Here is a 23828-nt window from a genome sequence, read left to right on the forward strand (position 1 = left end):
CTCAGCCCTTCCTCACCGCGGCCAGAGCAGCATGGCGGGCGCGCTGTTCTGGCCGCGGCTTGTTGACGACCTCGTTGTCGCAGCCGGACGGGCTGGCGAGGCAGTGCACGTGTGGGCTGATGGAGCCCAAGGGCGTGAAGGTGTTGCCCTCCGGATCGGAGGACAGCACGACCTTGGCGTCGTCCGGCCACTCTGAGGCGGGTAGGCAGGCCTCGAAGAGCAACGCCCCGCGGGCCCCCGGCCGGGTCTGCGCCAGCGTCTGGGCCGACATGACGCCGAGCGAGCAGCCGGCGTACACCATCTCGTTCGGCAGGGTGTCGGGGGTGCGGACGCCCTGCTCCAGGAGCTTGTCGAAGCCGATCTTCTCGGCGTGGGCCAGGCCGTCGTCCAGGCCGGCGAAGGTGCGCCCGGCGAAGAGGTCCGGTGTGTGCACGGTGTGCCCGGCCTGGCGTAGCTCGTCGGCGAAGGCGAGGAACCCGGTCGTCTGCGGTGATCAGGTAGCGGTCGATCTGCCGTTGCAGGCAGGTGGACCCGCCGGCGTAGGGCGTGTGGCCGTCGCCGTCCCTGGTCAGCAGCACGCCCTCGGACAGTTGCTCCGCCAGCCTCCTGGCCAGCGCGTACGGCGTCGCCGGGTCGCGGATCGTGCCCACCGCCACGATGGGGGCGAGCCGTGGGCCCGAACCTTCCTGGCGCACCCCTTGCCTTGACCGGCCGGAGATGCCCGGGCCGCCGAAGGCGAGCACCAGCGAGCCGATCTTCCTTCCCGCCGCGGGCGGCCGGATCAAGCTGGACTTCATCTGCTTGCCGCCGGCTTCGTATGGTCCAGTGGACCTTCAGTGAGGCGCACTCGTACCCGTTACCGCACGCCGGCCAGGCCGGCCGCTGCCCGTAATAGTCGAAGGACCGGCCGCTCGCCGTGCCGGTCACACCGGTCACGGCTGCCAGGGCTGCTTGCGGTCACGGGCGACATGGTGGTGATGAAACGTCGCATCCAAGACAAGCTGATCGCTGACCCTTGCGATCCTCTCAACGACGCTGGAACGGATCGCCCGCCGTCACCCGGCCGGGCGGCGGTAGGCGCCGTGCCACCAGATGCGGCCGAGCTCGCGGGCGAAGGAGGCGTCGCCGCTGCCGTCGTCGACGCTGATGTGGCGGGCGATGGCCTGCGCGCCGCCCCAGACGATGATCCGGCTCGCGGCCGCGGCGTCCAGGTCGGCGGGCGTCGTTCCGGCCTTCTGCTCGGCCAGCAGGGTGCCGAGCACGTGCTCGTCGAAGCCCTCCAGGTCGGCGGTGTAGAAGTCGCTGACGTCGGGGTCGTAGGCCGCCACCTCGCGGACGGCGGCGATCACCGGCCAGTGGGCGCGGTGCATGGTGATCACCTCCGCGAAGAACCGGGCGTACCGGTCGGCTCCGTCCTCCCCCGCGCCCGGGTCCCACTGCCGCGCCATCTCCAGGAGCGACGCGTGCAGGCGGCGGGCCAGGCGCACCAGGAGTTCCGACTTGCCCCGGAAATGCGCGTAGAACGTCGCCCGTGACACGCCGGCCTCGCCGATGATGCGCTGGACGCTGATCTCCGTGAAGGGCTCACCCCTGCCGAGCAGCCGTTCCACGGCCGACAGCAACTGGGCCTCGCTGGCGGCCGAGCGCATGGCCTGGTTGCTGGGCTGGTTGCCGGCCTGGTTGCCGGCCTGGCGCCGAGTAACAGAACGCATGAGCACCTTCCGGTCGTCACGGTCGAGCAGGTCAGGTCGCGCGGGGCGCGGCTGACAGGAAACCTACGCCGTTCCGGCGGCCTGGGTGTTCGTCGCGATCTCCACCAGGACCTTCGCGAACTCCTCGGGGTGGGAGTAGAACGGCGCGTGGTGGCCGGGCACGCGGTACACCGTGTCGGCCCGCTTGGCCATGCTCTCGGCGATCGTGCCGGTGAGGGACACGTCGGCGTCAGGGATGACGTAGCTGTTGGGGACGGTCTTCCAGCCCGCCCGCGTCACCGTCTCGTAGTCGGCACGCACCGTCTGCGGGACGAGCCGCGCGGACGCCTCGGCCGTCTCCGGGTTCGCGGGGTCGCCGTCGTAGAAGGCGGCGGGCAGGTTCAGGTCGGGGTTCTCCGGCGGACGTAGCCCGGCGAGCGAGTCGGGGGCGGACAGGCCGTGGGTCTGGAACATGCCCTCGCCGACGTCGAGCATGTAGGCCGCGACGTACACGGCGTGCACGACGTTGGAGGCGTCGGCGATCGCCTCGGTGACAGGCACGCCGGCGTACGAGTGCGCGACCACGATCACGGGGCCGTCCATCTCGTTCAGGGTCTGCTTGATGATCCGGGCGTCGTCGTACATGCCCGGCAGGGGCTCGGAGGCCGACGGGTCGGTCACCGCGCTGGCCAGGGTCACCGTGCGGGCGGCCCAGCCGCCGGCGGCGAGGACCGCTCGCAGCCGGTCCCACACCCACGGCCCGTGGTGGCCTCCCGGCACCAGCAGAAACGTCGGACGTTCCACACTCTCTCGCACAGCATCTCCTCATGCCACGGGCGGCCCCTCGCGGGCCGCGCCGGGCACGGGGCAACCGCCTGACCGGACCCCCGTGCCTTCCGGCAAGTGACCATACATCATGTCTAGTCACATTGTTCAGGCATGTGGTGAGTTCAGGGCAAGAGCAGGCCGCGAGTACCGCGGTAGCTGATCTCGACGTCCCTGGGGGCGGAGCCCTCCCTCCGCGTGCGGGCGCGCGCGAGACCGTGCACATGCACGATTGGGAGAGCGAGCGCGGGCAGAGCGTGGAGGGGCGTGCTCGCCGGCGTCCGGTGGGAGGCCAGGCGCGCCGGGCGCTGGAGCACGGTGTCGAACGCGAGGGCGAGGCGCACACCATCCCGGTCGGCGACGCCGAACGCAAGGGGCGGCACGGAGCAGGCCGGCGGGTGGTGGCGGCCTGCTTCGGATGAGGCCGCCGAAGTGAGCGCGTCGGGTGAGGTGGGGCCGAACGATGGCCGGAATGGCGGGGAAATATCGGGATAAACCAGGGCCACTTTAGTGCCCTCGGTCACAACCTCCTCAACGACAGGCTCGTACGGTGCGGGAGAGGCGTCGACATCATCGCGGCCATCCGGCCGGACAAGCAGACAACCGGGGAACGGGGTAGAGATGATCAGGAAGCTCGTGACCGCCACGACGACGGCGGGTCTGCTGGCCACGGCCATGGTGACGTTCGGCGGGACGGCGGCAGGGGCGGCTTCGTGCACGGGGAGTTGCATTGAGAAGTCTGCGGCGGCGGCGCCGAGCGTGGCGCGGCAGTTCCCCTGGGAGGCATCCGGTGCCCCCATCTCGCCGGACGGCGGGTACCAGCCTGACGGCGGTTATCACAATGACTGACGCCCACGGGGGCGAAGGAGCCAGGCGTGGCGGCCGAACCTTGCGGAGTTGAGGTGCTTGTCGTTGAGCGGCCGTCAGGGTAGCAGAGCCAGGTAGCGGCGCCGCTGCCTGGCGAAGTGCGGAGGGCTTGAGCGCTCCTGACAGCGGACCGGGTAACCCGCACACTGAGGAGCACGACGAGCAAGCCGGACTCCAAAGTCGTGCTGCACAGATGTCCGGAGTCCCCTGCACGCAGCGGTGGGCGTCAGTTGGATTGACGGTGGGCTGTCGATGGCTTCAGGCACATGGCCGCAGAGCTGTGGGGCGCCTTCGGCCTTGTGGTCACGCTCCCAGAGGCATGTGTCGCGCTCGGTTCGCCCGTACCACCGGGGCAGGCTGGCCGAGTGGCGTGCCCGGCCCTGGCCGAGGACCTGACCGTCGGCCCGCGCAAGGCCGGGCAGCGCCACGCCGTGCCCGCCTGGACTCGCATCTGGCCTGGCGTAGGCCCGACAGGGTTGGCGACAACGACTCCCTGTCCAATCCTGAAATCCGTCCGGCCCCATCGGCACCGTCGTTCACTTGATCGCGCGGATACCCTCCGCGATCTTCTTCAGCTCGCTCAAGCCATCGATCTCCTTGGCGTACCCGGGGCCGATGAATACCTTGACGGCCACGTCGTCACGGAGCTTCCAGGTGATCGTGGGCGTGCTCGGCCCGCCGGCGGCGCCGGAATCACCGTCCTTGGACAGCCGCGCCGGCCTGCCGCCGATGTCCATGATCTCGACCTGCGATTCAGGCATGAAGTTGTACAGAGCATCCGCGGACGTGCCATGGGCCACGATCACCTGGACGGAATATTCACCCTCGGGAGCCCCCGGCTTCTGGTAGCTGGTGGTGTAGCTCTCGCCGGCACCGATCACATCGTCGTTCGACCATTTGCCCCATTCGAGACCCGCGGGCAGGTAGGTGAGCCGGATGCCGCCGAACTCCCGCCCGTCGCCGAGGTCTCCCAGCGCCTGCGGCCTCGGCGCGGACGGGAGTTGGGCGAGCTTGATCGGGCTGCCCCATGCGACGACCGTACCGGCGGCGGGCTCCTGCCTGATCACCTTGCCGTTGTGCACCTCCCTCCCGGACAGCACGGCCTTCAGCCCGGCGTCGCGGAGCGCCTGCACCGCCTCGGTGGTGCGCCGGCCCGTCACGTCGGGCACCGTCACGTTGTCGCGTATCACGACGCGGTCCTGGCCGGTGGCGGTCTTGGAGGTGTTCGCGGGTTCGCCGAAGTTCACCATCGCTGGCAGGGCCACGGCCACGGCCGCCGTGACAAGTGCCGCCCCCGCCACGCGGAGCCTGATCACGTGCGCGCGATGCCTGCGGCGTACGGTGCTGCCCAGGCTCGGCGCGGCCTCAACGCCGGAGACATGCGCCGCCATGGCGTTCGCGAGGTCGTCCTCGATCGTCATCTGGTCACTTCCTTTGCGACATCCATGCTTTCGCGGATTTTGGCGAGCCCACGCGCCGCCTGACTCTTGACCGTCCCCACCGAGCAGCCGAGCATGGCCGCGGTGGCCTGCTCCGACTGGTCCTCCCAATAGCGCAGCACGAGCACGGCCCGCATCCTGGGCGGCAGCCTGCGCAACTCACCGATGAGCGTGTCGCGCAGATCGAGGTCGGGAGAGTCGGCGGGGGTCTCAGGCGGCCGGGCGAACATGATCTCCTGGACCACCTTGCGTCGCCGAGCCCTGCTGATCGCCGCGTTCACGATGACCTTCTTCGCGTACGCCTCGGGGTTGCTGTGCCTGATACGGGGCCAGTTCCGGTAGACCCTCTCCAGCGCGTGCTGGACCAGATCCTCGGCGTCGTGCCGCGTCGCCCCGCACACCAGGATCGCCGTACGCAGCAACGAGGTGCTCCTGGCGGCGAGGAACTCGTCGAAGGCCGCTTCGTCATCGTCTGTCATCAGTGAGGATCCCCTTTCGCACTCCCCAACGCGCGAACCCGTCCAGAGGTTGAGTGCCTGTCTCGAGCGACAAGAGGACGGCACGTCCCCTGCGCCAGGTCACGGATGCGAGAGACACGCCACCGGATCGAATCCGGACTCGAGCTACTCCTCACACGGTCGTCTCGGACCTGAACCAAGTGAGCGGCTCAGGTCTCGGATCTGGAAGGCCCAGCGTGAGCGCGGCCGCTGCGTTCACCGGGCCGAGAACCTCCAGGGATCATCTACTCATCCGCCCGAAACGCCCCCGGTGTGCGAAGCAGAGGACGTCGACAAGAAACGTGTCAGTGCGCCATGGAAAGCGCTGTTTGTCCGAATGGAGGTGGAAGACCACCATCGCCCGGCTGTCGTAGCGGCGGGGTGAAGCAGGAGGCAGCCTGAGCCGGGGATCACCGGGAGGGTGGGAGCAGCCTCGACGAAGTCGGGTCGGTCCAGCACTGCCGGATGGGCCGGGCCCGGTGAGCGAGACGGGAAGGTACACGCGAGGAACCGGTGTCTTACGCCTCTTGAATTCTTGCCAGCTCCAACCCGGTGGATGTGGGCTGGTCAGCGGTGCGTACTCGCTCCTCATTACGGGCGAGGAACTTCTGGTCGGGTATTGGCAGCCTGGGCTGGGAGGTCACGGTGAAGGACTACGGCGTGGCCGTGGTGAGGCCGCAGGGGTGGAGCCGGGTGCCTGACCCGTTGATCGGACAGCAGTGAACATGGGAACCGTTCGGGTTCGTTCTCCTGCTGCTTGCCTTTCCAGGCGGGCGGCGGGAGATAGGTGTGATGCCCGCCGAAGGCCCGAGCGGGGCGGAGCCGCCGTAGTACTCGGAGCCGGGGAGAGCCCGGCACGTGGGGAAGGGCGGCAGCGTGTCAGCCAAGGAGAAGAGTGCAATGTCCGAAGATGCGCCGGTGAATGCCGGCGCCGTGAGGTGGCCGGATGCTGAGTCGGCTTACCTGGCGGTACGGAGGATGCAGATCAAGTTGCACCGGTGGGCGGTCGAAGACCCTGACCGCCGGTTTGGTGACCTGTTCAACCTCGTCTATGACCCGGCGTTTCTGATGCATGCGTGGGAACGCGTGTCCACCAACACCGGAGGACGAACTCCGGGAGTCGATCGGGTCACAGCCTTCCAGATCGAGACCCGGATCGGGGTTGAGGCTTTCCTGGCGCAGATTCGCACCTCGCTGAAGTCGGGCGAGTTCGAACCTGCTGAGGTGCGGCAGGTGATGATTCCCAAGGCGGGCGGCAAGTTGCGCAAGCTGGGCATCCCCGCCATCGCCGACCGAGTGGTCCAGACCAGCCTCAAGGCGGTGCTGGAACCCATCTTCGAGGCGGACTTTCTGCCGTCCTCATATGGGTTTCGCCCCAACCGGCGAGCACACGACGCCGTCGCCGAGATCCACCATCTGTAACCCGTCCCTGGCCGGCGTCTATCGCGTGCTGGGCCAGGAGGGCCAGAGCTGACGCGCCGAGTCCGGCAGGCCAGGAAGGTCCTGGAACAGAACGGCCTGCCGCCCGGCCTCACGACCCGTCTCAATCGCACATCAGATGGTCCATCGCGTCGTTGATCAGCTTCTCGATCGGAAGCGCGTTCTCGTTCGGCTGCCACAACGTGGTGAACAGGACCATCCCTCGACGCCCGTCCTCGGTGAACCCACTGTGAGCGGTGTGGCCCGGCGTGTTTCCGGCGTGACCCCAGTACGTGCCACCCGAGGATGGGAACTGACCGATGCCCAGCCCGTAGCGCGCGCCGGGCCAGATGAGATCCCATTCGGCGGCGGGGACGGTCTGTTTCATCGCGGCGAGCTGCGCGGGCTGGAGGAGCTCGCCGCCGAGCAGGGCCTGCCAGAACCGCACGAGGTCGGCTGCCGTGGTGATGAGGTCGCCGGCGGCATCGCACGGGGTGAGGTTCATCTCCGTGGTCTCCACGGGTTCGGCGCTGTCGGGGAACTCGGTGTAGCCCTTCGGATGCGGGTCAGGAAGCCGCGGATCGTCGCCGGGCGCGAAGGTGTGGTCCAGGCCGAGGGGCCGGATGATCCGGTTCGTCACCTCCTGTGCTCGCGAGTTTCCGGTGACCTTCTCGATGATCATCCCGGCGAGGACGTAGTTGGTGTTGGTGTAGCTCCAGCGCTGATCGCCCGGTTCGGGCAGCCACTTCGGTTCATGCCGCATGGCGATGGCCACGAGTTCTTCGGAGGTGTAGGAGTCGTAGCGATGCTCCAGGAAATCGTTCGCCGTGAAGATCGGAACGTCGTAGATGTATTCCGCGAGCCCGCTGGTCTGCTGGAGCAGCCGCCTGACGGTGATCTTGGTGCCGTCGTTGCCGTTGCCGCGGACCACGCCGGGCAGCCAGTCCTCGACGGTGTCGTCGAGGCTGAGCCGGCCCTCGCCCACGAGCTGGAGCACGAGCGTGGCGGTGAACGTCTTGGTGGTGCTGCCCATCCGGAAGTGGCTGCCGTGGGCGATCGGCACATCCGAGGTGCGATCGGCCGAGCCGTAGCCGACGGTGAGCAGTTCCCGGCCGGTGTGTGCCGCGGCGAGCAGCCCGGGGACCCCCTTGGCGTGGATGGCCTTCAGGTCGGTCTCCAGCGTCGATCGGTCGTATGTCTGAGGTGAGTTCGTCATGGATCCGATGCTGGGCCCCTGACGCAGGGTCAAGGTCAAGCCTTTGTGCGCTGCCGGTCTCGAAGGAGCGTGTAGAGCCTCTGGATACCCGGTGATGAGCTGTCGATCAGACCGTCGATCAGGGCGGTGGCCGCCGGCTGGTCCTCACTGGCGGCTGGGCCGGAGCGGGAGATCCAGGTCATGATGCGATCGGCGAGCCGCGGAAGCCGGGGGTCACTCGGCGGCCAGTCGAAGGCTTCGTCCAGGGCGAGGTAGATGCCCTGGGACCCGGGGTCGGCGAGGACCTCCTTCTTCGTCCTCACCCATGCGGACACCGACTGCGGTGACAGCGCCGTCAGCAGGATCCAGACGTCACGCTCGACGTGTACCTGTCGTTCACTGATGCCGATGCCGCGCAGCACATCGAGGAGCTCGATGACGTCGGCGGGCAGAAAAGCCCGGTCTCCGGCGGCGAGCCTGGTGATCCGGCGGCGGTGCTCGGTGAGCTCACTGATCTTCCGCAGCAGGGACGCGTCGATCTCGGTGACGGCCTCGGCGAACTCCGCGGGAGCCGCGCCGATCAACTCCTCGACGCGGGCGAGGGGGACACCGGCGTCGGCGAGCGTTCTGATCTTGATGAGGTCGACGACGGCCTGCGCGTCGTACCTGCGATAGCCGGACTCGTCGCGGGCGGGCTCGGGCAGGAGGCCACGCTGGTGGTAGTGGCGTACAGCCCGAACCGTCACCCCGGCATGGGCGGCGAGCTGACCGATCGTGAGCACGATCCCTCCCGGTCAGAGGCGTCGGGCGGCTGGATGGCGATCTTCGCACATCGCCCTCGATCCCGTCGAAGTGCTCCCATGTGGCCGACAGGGCAGGGGCTGACGGCCCGTGCCGCGGCCGATGCCTTCCTCGACACCGTGGCCAACCCCAACTCCGTGAGCGCCTACGCCGCCCGCGTCGGCAAGACCGCGCTGCGGCTCGGCGAGCAGCGACCGCTCGCGGCGGTGGCCGATGACGAGATCGGCGAGGCCCTGGAGGCGCTGTGGGGCAAGGCGGCGGTCAACACCTGGAACGCCCGCCGCGCCGCCATACTGTCGTGGCTGGCCTGGTGCCGCGAGCACGGCCATGCCGCCCCCGCTGTGCCCGCCTGGGCCAGGCGGCTGGCCGCCCCCGACAGCCAGCCCCCTGCCCGCTCCAGCACCGCGATCGACCGGCTGATCACCCGCCGCGACGTCGGCGTCCGGGAGAAGCCCTCTACAGGCTCCTGTATGAGACGGCCGCCCGGGCTGAGGAAATCCTCACCCTCGACATCGAGGACCTGGAGCTGCCCACCCGCCAGGCACGGGTCAAGGCCAAGGGCGCCCGCGCCAGGACCCGCCGCTTAGGAAAGCACGAGCCTTGTGAGGACGGTCAGGTCGAAGGGCAGGCCGCTCGGCGCGCCTCCCGAGTGTCGTCGTATCGCAGACGGAACTGTCCCCGCCCCGATGACACGCCATGAGGCCAGGCACGCGCTAACGGTCGCTTCAGCGCCGAAGCCGGATGACAGAAGTAGCGGTGATTACAGAGAGCTACGTTGGGGCTGGTGACAGCTTCGGGAGCGGAGGGCCGGCATGTGAGCCAGGCCCAGGTTCGTGACATCGCGGTGAGCACGGCCAAGATGTTGCGCTTGGTCTCCACGGACGTGCTGAGCTTGCGGCCGCCGGCGTGGGGCTGTGGACGGTGGTGCCGGAGAAGCCGCGGTCGATGTAGCTCCAGTCCTGGGGAGCTGCCGGGGAATTCCCGGCAGCCCTGCCTGATCTCCGGTGTAGCGATGTCGCCGGCCGCCCCGATCCGGTCGGTCACTTGTTGTTCGTCTCCACCCGGCGCCTCTTGGGCCGTTTCTCGAAGACGCTGTCGGAGCTGGAGCTGTCGTTCGCGTCGTTCTCCATGGCCGCAGTCTTGGCCCGTTCCACCTCGTTCTTGGAAGGCAGGATCTGGTAGACGATGCCGAGCTCGTGAACATCCTCGGGCCGCAGTTCCTTTGCGCCCTTGGGCCGCTGGATGTTCTCGCCGCCCTTCGTCACGTGAATCGTTCCAGCTCTGGCAAGCTGAAGGGGCGTCTGTGTACCTGCCTTTCTGGTGATCGGCTGGTAGGTGTCGGAGAAGTAGACGCGGTCATAGGTGTCGAGCCACTCGGTGAAGCTCTCCGACACCTTGGCGTTCTCGACGGGTTCGTTGGCCGCCTTCGCGTTCTTCGACTGGGTCCAGTCCGAGGTGAAGAAGACGCCCACGGCCAGGCGAACGCAGTCGGCGTGCTGCTCGTCGACCTCGTCGAGTTTGGCGACGTCTTTCTCGAAGTCGTTTCTGAAGTCCTTGATCCGGCCGAGTGACTGGGTCTTGATCTCGACGATGACTTCGTTGTCGTAATACTTGGCGACTGTGCCGTTGAGCACGAAGTCGGCCATCTTCGGCTTGGGCGCCTTCGTGGTGTAGACCGCTCGCTTGCTCGGATCTCCCAGATCCATCCAGGCGGTCTGGATGTCGTCCTGGGCGTAGGCGGCAAGCGCAGTACGCAGGGAATCCTCCCAGCCCTCTCCCGGCATCGCCCAGTATTTTGCGATGGTGTCGAGATTTTTGTCGGCCCACCGGACCAGCAACTCCAGGAATCCGTGCACGGTGAGGAGCTTGGCTTGCGATTCGGACTCCACCGTGAAGGTAGTTTCGGTCATTTCTCGTGCCCCTCTGTCTCCAGGTCGTTCGTTCGATCCATCAAGGTGCTGGAGTCCGTTCAACAGCTGATTGGCAAACGCTTGGTTTGCTGGTCTGGGGTGGTCTCGATCACGAATTCGCGGCGTCACGGGTCCGTTCACCCTGATCGCGGTGAATGTATGTCATCGGCGTCAAAGAACAGCGGTGCAATCCATAGAGCACTAACGTGCGGTAATTGTCTTGTCCCCGCCGAGCGATCGTTATCTCGATCGGGCTTGACGCTCTGGACGGCGTTCAGTTCGTCATCGGTGCACCAGGCGCAGCGCTTGACCGGGTCGGCCTCGCCGGTCCGGAGCACGCCGTCAGCGCCCTCCGGCGGCTGGTCGACCGCAGCTGGACAGGCGTCGGCACGCTGGCGCCCGGCACCTCGAGCAGCAGAGGTGGGGAAGGCTGCGCCGCGCTGGCGGGGACCTGGTCGACGGCGACCTCGAGGGGCTCGGCGGGCTCCTGCGGAAGACCGTTTCGGGAGGACCGCGAGAGGGAGCGTCAGCCCTCGCCGCGGACCTGCTCGTCCAGGATCCGGAGGAACGTGCGCCAATGTGATCGAAAACCCCTGGTCGAAGCGTGAGCAACACATCGCCGACAGGGGCAGAAATCAAGGCCCGTTGGCAAGAATGGCGCCACACAACCAAACGAGCTGCATAGCGGCAGGTCACGGTATGCAACTGCGGCCCCCACCGAGAACGGTTTCAGTCCGGACGTTCGGGGATGAGTCCGGCGGCGCGCAGTAAGGCGATGACGATGCGTCGCGCGTTTCGCGCAGCCCCCTGGCCGGCTACTGCATCAGCTCGGTGTGCGGATGCTCCGGCGCCGCCGGGCAGACGTAGAGCTGCTGGTTGTCGCCGCGGCCGATGTGGACTGCGGTCGGGTGGCTCGGGTTGGGATAGCCGTAGCCGGTGGACGACACGGCGGCTTGGTCCTCGTACGGGATCCAGCTGTGGTTGCCGGCGTCCCACTCGCACGTGGCGATGGTCAGCAGCGGCTGCATGGATGCGCCACACGCTGGACAGTTCTGAGGAACAGGGTCGGTGAGGCCCCAGCCCGCCCAACCGCCGACCTTCCAGCCGGGTGCGACGGACAACTCATACTGGTAGGTGGCCTCGCCCTCGTCGTCGTCGTTGTCCGGCTTCTTATGCCGCGCACCCCACTCTTCCACCTGCTCGCGAAGCTCCTCGTCCAGTTGGAGAGGGTTGGGGTACTCGGTGACCTGCTCCGGGTCGATCAGGCAAGGCTCGAGCACGTAGTCGTCGAACTGCACCGTGTGCGGCTCAGGGGGCGTGTTCAGGATGTTGGTGACCGCAGCTGTGGACCGCCAGAACAGCGCGGTCTTGGGCATGATCGGGTGGTCGAAGGGGCACCACAGCACCTGGAGCAGGTCCGCCCCTGCGGGCGCGTGCAAACCGGGCACGTCACGCACGTACAGCTGCGCGACCGGCAGCATCGCCATCGAACCGTCATACGGCTGGGGAACCGCCGACTTCAAGGGCAGACCGTCCCAAGGGGGACGGATCCGGTCGAGGGTCTCCCGCTCCTGCGGTGTCATGCTCCTGCCGTTGGCGGCAGCACGGATCCGTCGTTCCAGCCGTACGTCCGCCAGGGACCTGGGCGGGTTCACTCCATCCACTTCGTGGGGGCCGTCGCAGTGCGGCCACGGCTCGGTGGCCGGCCACAGCAGCGGACCGCCGATCGAACTGTCGCGGGTGGACGGCGATCCGGGGCGGGGGTGCAACCGAGTCGCCGTGCGCGCCAGCGGCGCCAATTGGGGGAAGACCGCCGTGATGTCGACTGGCCGCGGGGGCGTGGTGCGGGTCATGCCGACTCCTGGTGACATGGGTTTGTTTCCGAAGTTGATCCACTGGCGAGCTCAACGGCGCCGAGCGGTGGGGCATCACGTTCGTGCTCACCCTCGACAACGGCGAGAAGAAGACGATCCTCCGCCGGCGCGACGAGAACCGCCAGCCCTGGCTCACGAAGAAGGACGCGCAGAAGGCGGTACGCACCGCTCTCGGCAAAGCCGAGAAGGGCGAGTGGATCGACCCGTCGAAGCAGACCGTCGGCGAGTACCTCGACACCTGGGCCGCCGGCCTGCGCCTGGCCGCCACAAGCGGAACATCCGTCTACACATCAAGCCGTACATCGGCGGCCTGGAGATGGCAGTGCTGACCTCGGGGAAGCTCAACGAGATGTACCGCCTCCTTGAAGACAAGGACCACCGCAACCACAAGGGGGAGCTCGACGGGAAGCCGCTCAGCGCCCGCACGGTGCGCTACGTGCACACCATCATCCGCGCGGCGCTCCAGGCCGCCGTGGAGGGCGAGCCGCCGCTGCTCGGGAAGAACGTCGCCGACAAGGCCAAGCCGCCATCGGCGAAGGAAGCCAAGGCGCCGGAGATGCACCGCGACAGTTGGCCGCGTTCCTGGCGTGGACGAAGGGCCACAGCTTCCTGCACGCAGCCTGGTGGGTCCTGGCCATGACGGGCATGCGCCGCGGCGAGCCGCTCGCGCTGCGCTGGCGCGACCTCGACCTCGACCTCGCGGCCGGCACGGTGAGCATCCGCCGGTCGGTGGGCGTCGTGCAGGTCAAGAGCCAGAAGCCGTATCTCGAGGAGGGCCCCACGAAGACAGCGAAGACGCGCGTGGTGGACCTCGACGCGAGCACGGTCGAGGTGTTCAAGGACTGGTACGTCGAGCGGGCGGCACTCTCGGCCGAGCTGGTGCGCGACGACGCGCTCATCTTCGGAACCGAGGAGGGCGGGTGGAGGCACCCTCACGGGTTCTCCACCCGGTTCAAGAAGACGCTCGCCCGGTTCCGGAAGGACCAGGAGAAGGCCGGCGCCGTGCCGGTCCCCGAGGTGCGGCTGCACGACCTTCGCCGCAACCAGCGTGACGCCGCCCATCAGTTCGCTGCCCTCATCGCGGACGCGGGGGTGGGAAGTATCACACCCGTATCAGAGACGGTCTCCACCGCCCCGTAGGCGCTGCTGTCAGCGCCTGTACCAAGGGATTCGCCGAAGCCCGAAGGCGGGGACGATGGGACGATCAGTCACATAACCCTCCCCGTGTCAGAACAGCCGATGCCGGGAATTTCTCTAGACAACCTGGAGCTCACGGAGGCACGTTTGAGCACCAAGGACACCGTCGCGGTCCTCGCCGGAGCCATCATCGTCATTTCCTTCATCGGCAGCGCCAAGACCCCGCCGGCGACGGCGGCCAGCCCCCTGGGCAACATCAGCGGCACTCTGCCGGGTCTGGCCCCCATCATCTCCGACACCGAGAAGTCGGAGGCACGGGGGCTCATCAAGCGCCTGCGGGTCAAGGAGCTCGGCCCCAACACCGGCTACGCGCGCACCCGGTACGGCGAGAACTGGGCCGACGACGCGACCGGGGTGCCGTACGCGCGCAACGGCTGCCGCACCCGCGACGACCTGCTGGCCCGCGACGGGCGGAATGTGAAGCTGAGGGCCGGGTCGAGCTGCGAGGTCGTGTCGATGGAGCTGACCGACCCCTACACCGGGCGGCTGATCCACTGGCACAAGGACAACGCCGACGAGGTGCAGGTCGATCACGTGGTGCCGCTGAACTACGGCTGGCGGATGGGGGCGCCGCGGTGGCCGATGTCCAAGCGGCTGGACTTCGCCAACGACCCGCTCAACCTGCTGCCCGTCGACGGCGACACCAACGAGGAGAAGGACGCCTCGGGGCCCTCGAACTGGCTGCCGCCCCAGCGGGTCGTGCGGTGCGCCTACGTCACCCGGTGGGCCCAGGTGGCGCTGAAGTACGACATCCCGGTCACACCGGCCGACAAGAAGGCCATGCTCGCGCAGTGCCGCTGACGCGGGCAGCATCGGCGCGAGCCGATGGCCGGCTCAGCGCGGGTCGATCCAGGAGAAGCCGCGGGCGTACGTGCGCTCGGCCAGCACCCGCTGCCCCGCCGTGTTGGGGTGGAAGTAGTCCCACTTGCTGACGTGGTCGAGCGTGAACGGGTAGGAGAAGACCGCTCCCCCGTCGGTACGGCAGCGCGGCCCGTACGCGGCGCAGGCCGAGGCGGCGGCGTGGTTGAAGGCCATCACCCGGGCCCGCACCCGGCTGCGGCGCTGCACGTCGGCCCGCTTGGTGGAGGTGGGCTCGGCCAGCATGGACTGGCAGATGCGCCCGGTCGTCCAGAACGTGCGGGCCAGCGCGTTGCCCTTGCCGACCTGCCACAGCCGCCGCACGTCGGGGATGCTGGCGATGAGCACCCTGGCCCCCGGCACGCCGCGGCGCAGCTCGGCCAGCGCCGTGTCCAGGCGCTGCCGGTAGGTGGCGGCGGGGGTCATCGATTGCTCGGTGCGGGTGCAGGCGTCCTGGGCGCCGATGAGGATCGTCACGTAGTCGGCCTTGGCCGCGACCGCCTTCCTCATCTGGGCGAGCAGGTCGGCGCTGGTCGCGCCGGGGGCGGCGTAGTTGAGGTTGTGCCGCTGGAGCGTTCCAGAGAGCTTGGTGAGGCGGGCGTAGTGGCTGGTCACCTCGGCACTGTCGCCGGTGGACCAGGAGCGGGCGGTGCAGGAGACGTACCACCCGCAGGCGTTGAAGCCGGTGGAGATGGAGTCGCCGAGAGCGGCCATGACGGTGGGCACGGGCTGGGCGGAGCTTGCGGCCAGCGCGGGCGGCATGCCGGTGAGGACGACGGCGGCGGCCAGCACGGGCCCCAGGCGAGCGATCATGAGCACCAAGGTAGGGAGCCGATCAACGCCCCACTATGGCCTCGGGGCAAGGCCTGCCAGTTCAGGACCGACTTCATATCGCCGCTTGACAGTCCAGACCGGATCTGGTCCGTCCCAATACTCCTTGGCATCCGGTTTTTTGTGGGTTCTTTGCCCGTAACCGCGCATTCACGGGGGTCCGAGTCGAACGTGTTCAGTTCCCGCATAGAGTGTCTTGGGTGAGTGTCGCGCTCGGAACAACCCGCCCGCTGCCGGTTCGCACCACCCTTGTCGGCGACCCCGGTGACCTGCTGGCTTCCCTCCCCCGTACGGCCCCCTACGCGTGGATCAGAAACGGAGAGGGCCTCGTCGGCTGGGGAGAGGCCGCCCGTGTGGCTGTGCCGCCTGGGCCCGGCAGATTCGCCTGGGCCCGCCAGTGGCTGGCCACCGTGCTCGGGGACGCGCAGGTGCACGACGACGTGCGCACCCCCGGCTCCGGCGCGGTCGCCTTCGGCAGCTTCACCTTCGACGAGGACGCCCACGGCTCCGTCCTCGTGGTCCCGCGGGCGCTGCTGGCCCGCCGCGACGGCCACGCCTGGCTGACCACGATCGGCGACGCGCCGCTGGAGACGTTCACCCCGGTCCGCGACCCGGGCCGGATCAGCTACGGCGACGGCAGCCTGACCGCGCCCGAGTGGGAGCACGTCGTGGCGCGCGCCGCGCGGCGCATCCGCGAGGGCGAGCTGGAGAAGGTGGTGCTGGCCCGCGACCTGGTCGCCACCGCCGAGCGGCCGATCGACGTGCGGCTGCTGCTGTCCAGGCTGGCCGCCCGCTATCCCGAGTGTTACACGTTCTCAGTGGCGGGCCTGGTCGGGGCCACGCCTGAGCTGCTGATCCGGCGTACGGGGCAGGAGATCGAGTCGCTGGTGCTGGCCGGCACGGCCGCGCGCGGCACCAGCGCCGCCGACGACCTCGCGCGCGGGGCGGCGCTGCTCGCCTCGGCCAAGGACCGGCACGAGCACGAGTGCGCGATCGCCTCCGTACGCGAGACGCTGTCGCCGCTGTGCTCCGCGCTGACCACGCCCGACGAGCCCGAGCTGCTCATGCTGCCGAACGTGCAGCACCTGGCCAGCCACGTCACCGGGCGGCTGGCCGACGGGGCGTCGGTGCTGGACGTGGTGGCGGCCATGCACCCGACGGCGGCCGTCGGCGGCACCCCGACGAAGACGGCGATCCAGGTCATCCGCGAGCTGGAGGGCATGGACCGCGCCGGCTACGCCGGTCCGGTGGGCTGGATCGACGCCAACGGCGACGGCGAGTGGGGCATCGCGCTGCGTTCCGGGCTGGTGCAGGGGCGGCGGGCCAGGCTGTTCGCGGGCGGCGGGATCATGGGCGACTCCGACCCGGCCGCCGAGCTGGCCGAGGCGCAGGCGAAGTTCCGCGTCATGCAGTACGCGCTGGAGGGCTGAGAGAGCCTCCCGAGCGGGCCACTCAGGCGGGCCACTCAGGCGGGCCACTCAGGCGGGCCACTCAGGAGGGCCACTCAGGAGGGCCATTCAGGCGGGCCATTCAGGCGGGCACGTGGAGGTCGGCGCCGATCTCCACGCGCGCCCGGCCCGCCGTCAGCGTGGCCACCCAGTCGGCGAACGCGGCCACCTCGTCGTCCCCCACCGCCACGTCGAAGGTGACCTGGCCGGCGTACGTCACCTCCCGCACCGCGTGGCGGGAGGCCCGCAGGTCGTTCTCCACCCGCCCGGCCTGATCGTGCGCGACCGCCACGCGTACGAGCTTGGCGGGGACCATGCGCACGGGGTCGGCCCGGTCGAGCGTCTCGGTGACCGCCGAGCCGTAGGCGCGCACCAGCCCGCCCGCCCCCAGCAGGGTGCCGCCGAAGTAGCGCGTCACGACCGCCACTACGTCGCTGAACCCCCTGCCGACCAGCGCCTGCACCATGGGCGTGCCCGCGGTGCCGCCGGGCTCGCCGTCGTCGTCGCCCTTCTGGATGCGCTCCCCGATCACGTACGCCGTGCAGTTGTGCGTGGCGGCGGGATGCTGCCGCCGGCGCTCGGCGATGAAGGCGGCGGCCTGCTCGACGGTGCTCGCCGGGGCCAGCGCGCAGATGAAGCGCGAGCGCCGCGCCTCGGTCTCGTGCTCGACGACGGTCTTCAAGGTGAGGTACGAGGCAGGCACATTCGCAAGGGTATGCCCTCGCCGCCGGAACTTCGGGAGCTACCATCTCGTCATTCCATACGGACCTATTGGGAGGGTCTCATGGACACTGCGGATGATGTCATGCCCTTCGTCACGGCGGCGATCGACGCCTACGGCACCGGGGTGCTGGCCAAGACCAGCGAGCTGGCCGCGGACACGGAGGTGGCCCGCGGCTCACGCATTCTGCAGCGCGTCTTCGGGCGGGGAGACGCGCAGGCCCACCGGGTGATCGGCCGGGTGGCCGGCGCGAAGCCCGACGACGAGTCGGGCAGGGCCGCGTTGCGGCGCGCGATCCTGGCGGAGTTCCAGGCCGATCCGCTGCTGCGCCGGGAGGTGGCCGCGATGCTCTCGCGCGTGCCGGTCACCGCCTCCGGTGAGCGGTCGGTGGCAGTGGGGGGTCACAACAGTGGCCTGATCGTCACGGGCGACGCCAACCGGATCGAATCCGCCCGCTGAACCCCGGCGGGATGCGGCGGGATGCACTGCCGGCGGGATGCGGCGGGATGCACTGCCGGCCGGGCGGGGATGTGCGGCCCGCACACCGCGGCGGGCCCTGACTCCTCGTACGGTTCTCGGCATGAGCTATCGCGTCGCCATGGACATCGGCGGCACCTTCACCGACGTCGTCTGCTACGACGAGCGGTCGGGTGCCGTCACTGCCTCGAAGGCGCCCACCACTCCGGGCGATCTGGCCGAGGGCGTGTTTGCCGCGCTGGGCCGGGTCGTGGACGATCCGGCGGGCATCTCGTTCTTCGTGCACGGCACCACTCAGGGGCTCAACGCGCTGCTGGAGCGCAAGGGCGCCAGGGTGCTGCTGCTGGCGAGCAGGGGCGGGCGGGACGTCTACCAGATCGCCAGGGGCAACCGGGACCGCATGTTCGACCTGCGTTACCGCAAGCCGGAGCCGCTGGTGCCGCGCCAGGACGTCATGGAGGCGGGCGGCCGGCTCGACTACCAGGGGCGGGAGCTGACGCCGCTGGACGAGGAGTCGGTGCGCGCGGCGGCGCGGCGGGCGCGGGCCGAGGGGTTCGACGCGGTGGCGGTGTGCCTGCTGTTCTCCTACGTCAACCCGGCGCACGAGGTCAGGGCCGGTGAGATCCTGCGGGCCGAGCTGGGCGAGGACGTGCTGGTGGTGCTCTCGCACGAGGTGGCGCGGGAGTGGCGGGAGTACGAGCGGACGTCGTCGGCGGTGCTGGAGGCCTACACCGGGCCGGTGGTGCGCCGCTACCTGACCGGGATCGAGCGGCGCTTCGCCGAGCGCGGGCTGGCCGTGCCGGTGCACGTGATGCAGTCGTCGGGCGGGCTGGTGAACGCCTCCTACGCCAGGCGCCGCCCGCTGCAGACGCTGCTGTCGGGGCCGGTCGGCGGCACGATGGGCGGGGTGGCCGCCTCCCGGCTGCTCGGCCGCGGCAACGTGATCTGCGTCGACATGGGCGGCACCTCCTTCGACGTGTCGCTGGTCGTGGACGGCCGGCCGGACGTCAACAGCGAGGCCCGTATCGAGGGCTACCCGGTGCTGATGCCGATCGTGAACCTGCACACGATCGGCGCGGGCGGCGGCTCGATCGCCTACGCGGAGGCGGGCGCGCTGCGCGTCGGCCCCGAGTCGGCCGGCGCGGTGCCGGGGCCCGCCTGCTACGGCAGGGGCGGCACGCAGCCGACCGTCACCGACGCGAACGTGGTGCTCGGGCGGGTGGATCCGGCGTGGTTCGCGGGCGGGCTGATGGAGCTGGACGTGGAGGCCGCCGGGGTCGCGGTCGCGGAGCTGGCCGGGGAGCTGCGGCTGGATCCGCTGGCGCTGGCGGAGGGCGTCTGCGACGTGGCCAACGCGAAGATGGCGCAGGCGATCCGTACGCTGACCGTGGAGCACGGGGTGGAGCCGCGGGAGTTCGCGCTGGTGGCGTTCGGCGGCGCGGGGGCGATGCACGCGGCGTTCATCGCGCGGGAGCTGGGCATCTCCGAGGTGGTGGTGCCGCGCTTCCCCGGGGCGTTCTCGGCGTGGGGGATGCTGGAGGCGGAGGTGCGCAGGGATCTGACGCATCCGTACTTCCGGCCGCAGGACACGCTCGACGGCGCCGACATGTCCGGAAATCTCGTGACTCTGGAGCGGGAGGCGCTCGACGCGCTCGCCGGGCAGGGCGTCCCGGCGGAGCGGCGGCGGGTGGAGCACGCCGTGGACCTGCGCTACGAGGGCCAGGACTACACGCTCACCGTGCCGCTGCGCGACGCCTCCGAGCCGGCCGAGCCGGGGTTCCTGGCGGAGATCGCGGCCCGGTACGCCGAGGCGCACACCGCGCGTTACGGGCATGCCACACCGGAGGCGCCCGTGGAGTTCGTCATGCTGCGCAGCACCGGGTTCGGCTCGTTCCCGCGCACCGCCGCCCCGGCCGTCGCCGCCGCCGGGCAGGAGACTCCCGACGTACGGGATGTGATCTTCGACGGAGCGGTGCACCGCACCCCCGTGCTGCGCCGCGCGAGCCTGGACGGCGAGCTGGCAGGGCCGGCGATCGTGGTGGAGGAGACCGCGACCACGGTCATCCCGCCCGGCTGCCTGGCCACCGTGGACGACAACGGCTTCCTCATCCTGAAAGTGGACACGTGATCGACCCCGTCACCACCGAGATCATCCGCTGCGCGCTGCTGCAGGCGGCGGAGGACATGAACACCACCCTCATCCGCAGCTCCTACACCCCCGTCATCTACGAGGCCAAGGACTGCGCGGTCGCGCTGCTCGACCGCGACCACAACGTGCTCGGCCAGTCGTCCGGGCTGCCGATCTTCCTGGGCAACCTGGAGGTGTGCACCCGCGAGACCGAGCGCCTGTACGGGCGCGAGGTCTGGCAGGAGGGCGACGTGTGGGTGCTCAACGACTCCTACATCGGCGGCACCCATCTCAACGACGTCACCGTCTACGGGCCGATCTTCGCCGACGGCGAGCTGGCCGGGTTCGCCGCCTCGCGGGCGCACTGGCTGGACGTCGGCTCCAAGGACCCGGGCGGCTCCATGGACTCCACCTCCATCTTCCAGGAGGGCCTGCGGCTGGGCCCGGTGAAGGTGTACGCGGGCGGCGAGCCCTGCCGCGACCCGCATGAGGTCATCTCCCGCAACGTCCGCTTCCCGCACGCCACCCTCGGCGACCTGCGGGCCCAGGTGAGCTGCGCGATGACCGGGCAGCGGCGGCTGAAGGAGATCATCGGCCGGTGGGGCCTGGAGACCGTGCTGGCCGCCCGCGACGAGATCTTCGCCCAGACCGAGCGCATGGAGCGGGCGGCCATCGCGGCCATCCCCGACGGCGTGTACGAGGCGTCGGGCTTCCTCGACAACGACGGCATCGACCTGGCCACGCCGCTGCCGGTGACCGTGCGCGTCACGGTGTCGGGCCAGAGCATGCACGTGGACCTGACCGACTGCGCCGACCAGGCGCTCGGCCCGGTCAACTGCGGCGCGGCGCAGGCGGTGGCGGCCGTGCGGGTCGGCTACAAGCTGCTGGTCTCCGGTGACGTGCCGCTCAACGGGGGCTCGTTCCGGCCGCTGTCGGTCGAGACCAGGCCCGGCTCCATGCTGGCCGCCGAGTCGCCGGCCGCGTGCCAGTACTACTACTCGCACCTGGGGCTGCTCATCGACCTGGTGGTCAAGGCGCTGGCCCCGGCGCTGCCGGACAAGGCGGCGGCCGCCTCGTACGGTGACTCGATGATCGTGCAGTTCACCGGGACGGACCCGCGCACCGGCAAGCTCTACGTCTCCCAGGAGGCCACCGTCGGCGGGTGGGGCGCGTGGGAGGGCGGCGACGGCGAGACCTGCCTGATCAACAACGTCAACGGGTCGCTGCGGGACATGCCCATCGAGGTGCTGGAGACGCTGTTCCCGGTCCGCGTCACCCGCTACGAGATCCGGCCGGACACCGGCGGGGCCGGGCGGTGGCGCGGCGGGAACGGGGTGGTGCGGGAATACGAGTTCTGCGGGGACACCTCGTTGTCGCTGTGGTTCGAGCGGTCGGTCACACCGGCGTGGGGGCTGGCGGGCGGCCTCGCGGGCGCGCCCCCGCGCGTCACGCTCAACCCGGGGACGGATCGGGAGCGGGAGATGCTGAAGGCCAACGCGCTGCCGGTGCGGGCCGGGGACGTGCTGCGGTGCGAGTCGGGCGGCGGTGGCGGTTACGGGCCGCCGGAGCTGCGCGCGGCCGAGGCTGCGGCGGCCGACCGCGCCCAGGGCATGATCACTCGCTGACCTCCGGCACGCCGGCCACCGCACCCGGCCCCCGGCGCACCGCACCCGGCCCGCCATTCGCCGCGCCCGGCCCCCGGCGCACCGCACCCGGCCTGCGATTCGCCGCGCCCGGTGCGGGGGCCGAGGGGGCGGGGCCGGTGCTCTCCTCTGGTGCCGGGGCGGCGGGGCGGCCCCGCAGCCGGTCCATCTCGCGCCACTCCGGGCGCAGTCCGGTCACCCCGGTGGCCACGGCGTAGGCGGCGCCGCAGGCCAGCAGGACCGGTGCCAGGCCCGCCAGCGACACCGCCGCCCCTGCCAGCAGCCCGCCGAGCGGGATACCGGCCCAGGCCAGCGAGGTCTGCAGCGCCCCCACCCGCCCCAGCAGCGAGCGCGGCACCCGCTCGTACGTGATCGCCCCCAGGATCGGGTTCAGGAACCCCCCGGCGAACCCGCCCACCGCGAACACGGCCATGATCCCCCACACCGGCAGATCGGCGGCCAGGACGAGGAACCGGGGCGGCCCGGCCAGCAGGAACGCCACGAAGAACACCGGCCGCCGCCGCATCCGGTGCGCCACCGCCGCCGCGACCAGGCTCCCGCCGACCGCCGTCAGCCCCATCACGCCGCTGGTCAGCCCGAGCACGGCGGGCCCGTGCCCCGACTCCTTGGCCCACACGGGCGCGAGCACCTGGGAGAAGGCCGCGTCCAGCAGGTTCGTGATCCCGACCACGACGATCAGGGCGAGCAGCAGCGGCTGGCCGCGCAGGAACACGATCCCCTGCCGGAACCGCCGCCAATACCCCTCCTCCACCCCCCGCCCGGCGGCCGGCTCACGCGCGAGCGCCCGTTGCCCCCGTTGCCCCCGTTGCCCCCGTTGTCCCATGCCCCGGGGCAGCGCCCACGCCACGATCACCGAGCCCAGCCCGAAACACCCGGCACTCAACCCCAGGCTCGTGATCGGCCCGAACGCCAGCACGATCGCGCCCCCGGCCGCCGGCCCCACCGTCTGCGCCAGCCGTTCGGTGACCCCCATCAAGCCGGTCGCCCGCTCCAGCGGCACCCACCCGCGCTCCGCCGCCTCCGGGACCATGACCTCCTTGGCCAGGTCCCCCGGCCCCCTGGCCGCCCCGATCACCGCCACGAGCGGCACCAGTGTCCCCAGCGACAGCAGCCCGAGCGCATGCAGCAGCACGACCACCGCCGCGGCCGCCGCGCTCACCACGTCGGTCACCCACGACACCCGGCGCGGCCCCACCCGGTCGATGATCGGCCCGGACAGCGCCTTGACCAGCACGTACGGCGCCATCTCGGCGAACGCCACCATCCCCGTCTGAGCCGCGCTCCCGGTGCTCACGTACACGAACCAGGGCAGCGCGATGGCCGACACCCGCGTCCCGGTCAGCGCCACGGCGATGGCGGCCAGCACCCCGGCCAGCGACCGCGACCTCACGACGGCTCCGGCAGGACCTCGGTGATGAGCGAGACCCGGGCCGCGCCCTCGGGAGCCGGCGCACCCGGCTCGTCGCGCCGGTAGCGGGCGATCACCTCGTGCAGGTCCGCGCGCAGCCGCGCCGCCTCCTCCGGGGTCAGGCGCAGCGCGTACGAGCTGAGGTCCAGCGCGTTGCGCCACTCCTTCGGCATGGTCTGCATCTCGTTGAGCGCCTGCTGGGTGCGCAGGTTGTACAGGGCGGCGATGGACTGCATGTACGCCAGCACCGCCTCCGGCTCGCTCTCGGCCAGCTCCTCGTCGCTCAGCCGGGTGATGCGGTGCACCGAGCGCCACCACCGCTCGCGCGCGTTGCCGCGTTCGAGGTCCTCCTCCACGAACCCGGCCGCGCCGAGCCTGCGCAGGTGGTAGCTGGCCGTGCCGGAGTTCACCCCGAGGCGCTCCGCCAGGCGGGTGGCGGTGGACGGGCCGTGCTTGCGCAGCAGGTCCACGAGCTGCACGCGCACCGGGTGGGCCAGGGCCCGCAGGCCCTTCGCGTCGAGGACGACGACGTTCTTGTCGGGTTCGGTCACATTCCGGAGACTAGACCGCAAACACTC

Annotated in this window: 25 protein-coding genes and 1 pseudogene; 12 read left to right on the forward strand and 14 right to left on the reverse strand. The window is 70.2% G+C overall.

Going from position 1 to position 23828, the window contains the following annotated elements; all coding sequences use genetic code 11:
- Nucleotide 1: 1 nt before the first annotated feature.
- From LCN96_RS32835 to LCN96_RS32850, 4 genes and pseudogenes are all read right to left on the reverse strand, one after another.
- Complete coding sequence (locus LCN96_RS32835) at nt 2-433, reverse strand: hypothetical protein (protein ID WP_225266304.1); 432 nt, start codon at nt 431-433, stop codon at nt 2-4.
- 112 nt (nt 434-545) lie between these two features.
- Nucleotides 546-797 (reverse strand): annotated as a pseudogene (locus LCN96_RS32840) (alpha/beta hydrolase); the annotation flags it as partial.
- Between the two features lie 258 nt (nt 798-1055).
- Entirely contained in the window at nt 1056-1712 is a 657-nt protein-coding gene (locus LCN96_RS32845) for a TetR/AcrR family transcriptional regulator (RefSeq protein WP_225266305.1), read from the reverse strand.
- A 63-nt stretch (nt 1713-1775) separates the two neighbouring features.
- Complete coding sequence (locus LCN96_RS32850; RefSeq protein WP_225266306.1) at nt 1776-2507, reverse strand: alpha/beta fold hydrolase; 732 nt, start codon at nt 2505-2507, stop codon at nt 1776-1778.
- Between the two features lie 233 nt (nt 2508-2740).
- On the opposite strand from LCN96_RS32850, the gene LCN96_RS32855 reads away from it, so the two are divergent.
- Nucleotides 2741-2938: a hypothetical protein gene (locus LCN96_RS32855; protein WP_225266307.1), complete on the forward strand. Its 198-nt coding sequence runs from the start codon at nt 2741-2743 to the stop codon at nt 2936-2938.
- A 199-nt stretch (nt 2939-3137) separates the two neighbouring features.
- A complete protein-coding gene (locus tag LCN96_RS32860; RefSeq protein ID WP_225266308.1) occupies nt 3138-3365 on the forward strand; it encodes a hypothetical protein in 228 nt (75 codons plus the stop codon).
- 554 nt (nt 3366-3919) lie between these two features.
- On the opposite strand, the gene LCN96_RS32865 is transcribed toward LCN96_RS32860, so the two are convergent.
- Nucleotides 3920-4804, reverse strand: a complete 885-nt coding sequence (locus LCN96_RS32865; RefSeq protein ID WP_225266309.1) for a PASTA domain-containing protein — start codon at nt 4802-4804, stop codon at nt 3920-3922.
- Complete coding sequence (locus LCN96_RS32870) at nt 4801-5301, reverse strand: SigE family RNA polymerase sigma factor (protein WP_225266310.1); 501 nt, start codon at nt 5299-5301, stop codon at nt 4801-4803. The genes LCN96_RS32865 and LCN96_RS32870 overlap by 4 nt, the downstream gene beginning before the upstream one ends.
- A 918-nt stretch (nt 5302-6219) precedes the next feature.
- On the opposite strand from LCN96_RS32870, the gene LCN96_RS32875 reads away from it, so the two are divergent.
- On the forward strand, nt 6220-6741 hold the full coding sequence (locus LCN96_RS32875) for a reverse transcriptase domain-containing protein (RefSeq protein ID WP_225266311.1): 522 nt from the start codon (nt 6220-6222) through the stop codon (nt 6739-6741).
- A gap of 121 nt (nt 6742-6862) precedes the next feature.
- On the opposite strand, the gene LCN96_RS32880 is transcribed toward LCN96_RS32875, so the two are convergent.
- The gene (locus tag LCN96_RS32880; RefSeq protein ID WP_225266312.1) at nt 6863-7954 is read right to left on the reverse strand and encodes a serine hydrolase domain-containing protein; all 1092 of its coding nucleotides are present in this window, start codon (nt 7952-7954) and stop codon (nt 6863-6865) included.
- A gap of 35 nt (nt 7955-7989) precedes the next feature.
- Nucleotides 7990-8715, reverse strand: a complete 726-nt coding sequence (locus tag LCN96_RS32885; RefSeq protein WP_225266313.1) for a MerR family transcriptional regulator — start codon at nt 8713-8715, stop codon at nt 7990-7992.
- A gap of 78 nt (nt 8716-8793) precedes the next feature.
- On the opposite strand from LCN96_RS32885, the gene LCN96_RS32890 reads away from it, so the two are divergent.
- Nucleotides 8794-9321, forward strand: coding sequence for a hypothetical protein (locus LCN96_RS32890; protein WP_225266314.1), 528 nt, complete (start codon nt 8794-8796; stop codon nt 9319-9321).
- A gap of 453 nt (nt 9322-9774) precedes the next feature.
- On the opposite strand, the gene LCN96_RS32895 is transcribed toward LCN96_RS32890, so the two are convergent.
- The gene (locus LCN96_RS32895; protein WP_225266315.1) at nt 9775-10644 is read right to left on the reverse strand and encodes a hypothetical protein; all 870 of its coding nucleotides are present in this window, start codon (nt 10642-10644) and stop codon (nt 9775-9777) included.
- An 815-nt stretch (nt 10645-11459) separates the two neighbouring features.
- A complete protein-coding gene (locus LCN96_RS32900; RefSeq protein WP_225266316.1) occupies nt 11460-12497 on the reverse strand; it encodes a hypothetical protein in 1038 nt (345 codons plus the stop codon).
- Between the two features lie 83 nt (nt 12498-12580).
- On the opposite strand from LCN96_RS32900, the gene LCN96_RS32905 reads away from it, so the two are divergent.
- The 4 genes from LCN96_RS32905 (at nt 12581) to LCN96_RS32920 (ending at nt 14516) form a co-directional block, all read left to right on the forward strand.
- Nucleotides 12581-12847: a hypothetical protein gene (locus LCN96_RS32905; RefSeq protein WP_225266317.1), complete on the forward strand. Its 267-nt coding sequence runs from the start codon at nt 12581-12583 to the stop codon at nt 12845-12847.
- Nucleotides 12835-13158, forward strand: a complete 324-nt coding sequence (locus LCN96_RS32910) for a hypothetical protein (protein ID WP_225266318.1) — start codon at nt 12835-12837, stop codon at nt 13156-13158. Before LCN96_RS32905 ends, LCN96_RS32910 begins: the two co-directional genes overlap by 13 nt.
- Nucleotides 13155-13658 (forward strand): tyrosine-type recombinase/integrase, encoded by a 504-nt coding sequence (locus LCN96_RS32915; protein ID WP_225266319.1) that lies wholly within the window; start codon nt 13155-13157, stop codon nt 13656-13658. Before LCN96_RS32910 ends, LCN96_RS32915 begins: the two co-directional genes overlap by 4 nt.
- Nucleotides 13659-13802: 144 nt before the next feature.
- Entirely contained in the window at nt 13803-14516 is a 714-nt protein-coding gene (locus LCN96_RS32920) for an HNH endonuclease family protein (RefSeq protein ID WP_225266320.1), read from the forward strand.
- A 33-nt stretch (nt 14517-14549) separates the two neighbouring features.
- On the opposite strand, the gene LCN96_RS32925 is transcribed toward LCN96_RS32920, so the two are convergent.
- Nucleotides 14550-15386, reverse strand: a complete 837-nt coding sequence (locus LCN96_RS32925) for an SGNH/GDSL hydrolase family protein (RefSeq protein ID WP_225266321.1) — start codon at nt 15384-15386, stop codon at nt 14550-14552.
- A 218-nt stretch (nt 15387-15604) separates the two neighbouring features.
- Between LCN96_RS32925 and LCN96_RS32930 the strand changes: the two genes are divergently transcribed.
- Nucleotides 15605-16834 (forward strand): isochorismate synthase, encoded by a 1230-nt coding sequence (locus LCN96_RS32930; RefSeq protein WP_225266322.1) that lies wholly within the window; start codon nt 15605-15607, stop codon nt 16832-16834.
- A 100-nt stretch (nt 16835-16934) separates the two neighbouring features.
- Here the strand turns inward: LCN96_RS32930 and LCN96_RS32935 are convergent, their stop codons facing one another.
- Nucleotides 16935-17555, reverse strand: a complete 621-nt coding sequence (locus tag LCN96_RS32935) for a YigZ family protein (protein WP_225266323.1) — start codon at nt 17553-17555, stop codon at nt 16935-16937.
- A gap of 81 nt (nt 17556-17636) precedes the next feature.
- Between LCN96_RS32935 and LCN96_RS32940 the strand changes: the two genes are divergently transcribed.
- The 3 genes from LCN96_RS32940 (at nt 17637) to LCN96_RS32950 (ending at nt 21803) form a co-directional block, all read left to right on the forward strand.
- Nucleotides 17637-18032 (forward strand): hypothetical protein, encoded by a 396-nt coding sequence (locus LCN96_RS32940; RefSeq protein WP_225266324.1) that lies wholly within the window; start codon nt 17637-17639, stop codon nt 18030-18032.
- Between the two features lie 121 nt (nt 18033-18153).
- A complete protein-coding gene (locus tag LCN96_RS32945) occupies nt 18154-20178 on the forward strand; it encodes a hydantoinase/oxoprolinase family protein (protein ID WP_225266325.1) in 2025 nt (674 codons plus the stop codon).
- Nucleotides 20175-21803, forward strand: coding sequence for a hydantoinase B/oxoprolinase family protein (locus tag LCN96_RS32950; RefSeq protein ID WP_225266326.1), 1629 nt, complete (start codon nt 20175-20177; stop codon nt 21801-21803). Before LCN96_RS32945 ends, LCN96_RS32950 begins: the two co-directional genes overlap by 4 nt.
- Here LCN96_RS32950 and LCN96_RS32955 read toward each other — a convergent pair.
- Both LCN96_RS32955 and LCN96_RS32960 read right to left on the reverse strand, forming a co-directional pair.
- Nucleotides 21793-23232 (reverse strand): MFS transporter, encoded by a 1440-nt coding sequence (locus LCN96_RS32955; protein ID WP_225266327.1) that lies wholly within the window; start codon nt 23230-23232, stop codon nt 21793-21795. The two genes, LCN96_RS32950 and LCN96_RS32955, sit on opposite strands and share 11 nt — an antisense overlap.
- Entirely contained in the window at nt 23229-23801 is a 573-nt protein-coding gene (locus LCN96_RS32960; protein WP_225266328.1) for an ArsR/SmtB family transcription factor, read from the reverse strand. Before LCN96_RS32960 ends, LCN96_RS32955 begins: the two co-directional genes overlap by 4 nt.
- Between the last annotated feature and the right edge of the window lie 27 nt (nt 23802-23828).

Source organism: Nonomuraea gerenzanensis (assembly GCF_020215645.1).
GTDB classification, from domain to species: Bacteria; Actinomycetota; Actinomycetes; order Streptosporangiales; family Streptosporangiaceae; genus Nonomuraea; species Nonomuraea gerenzanensis.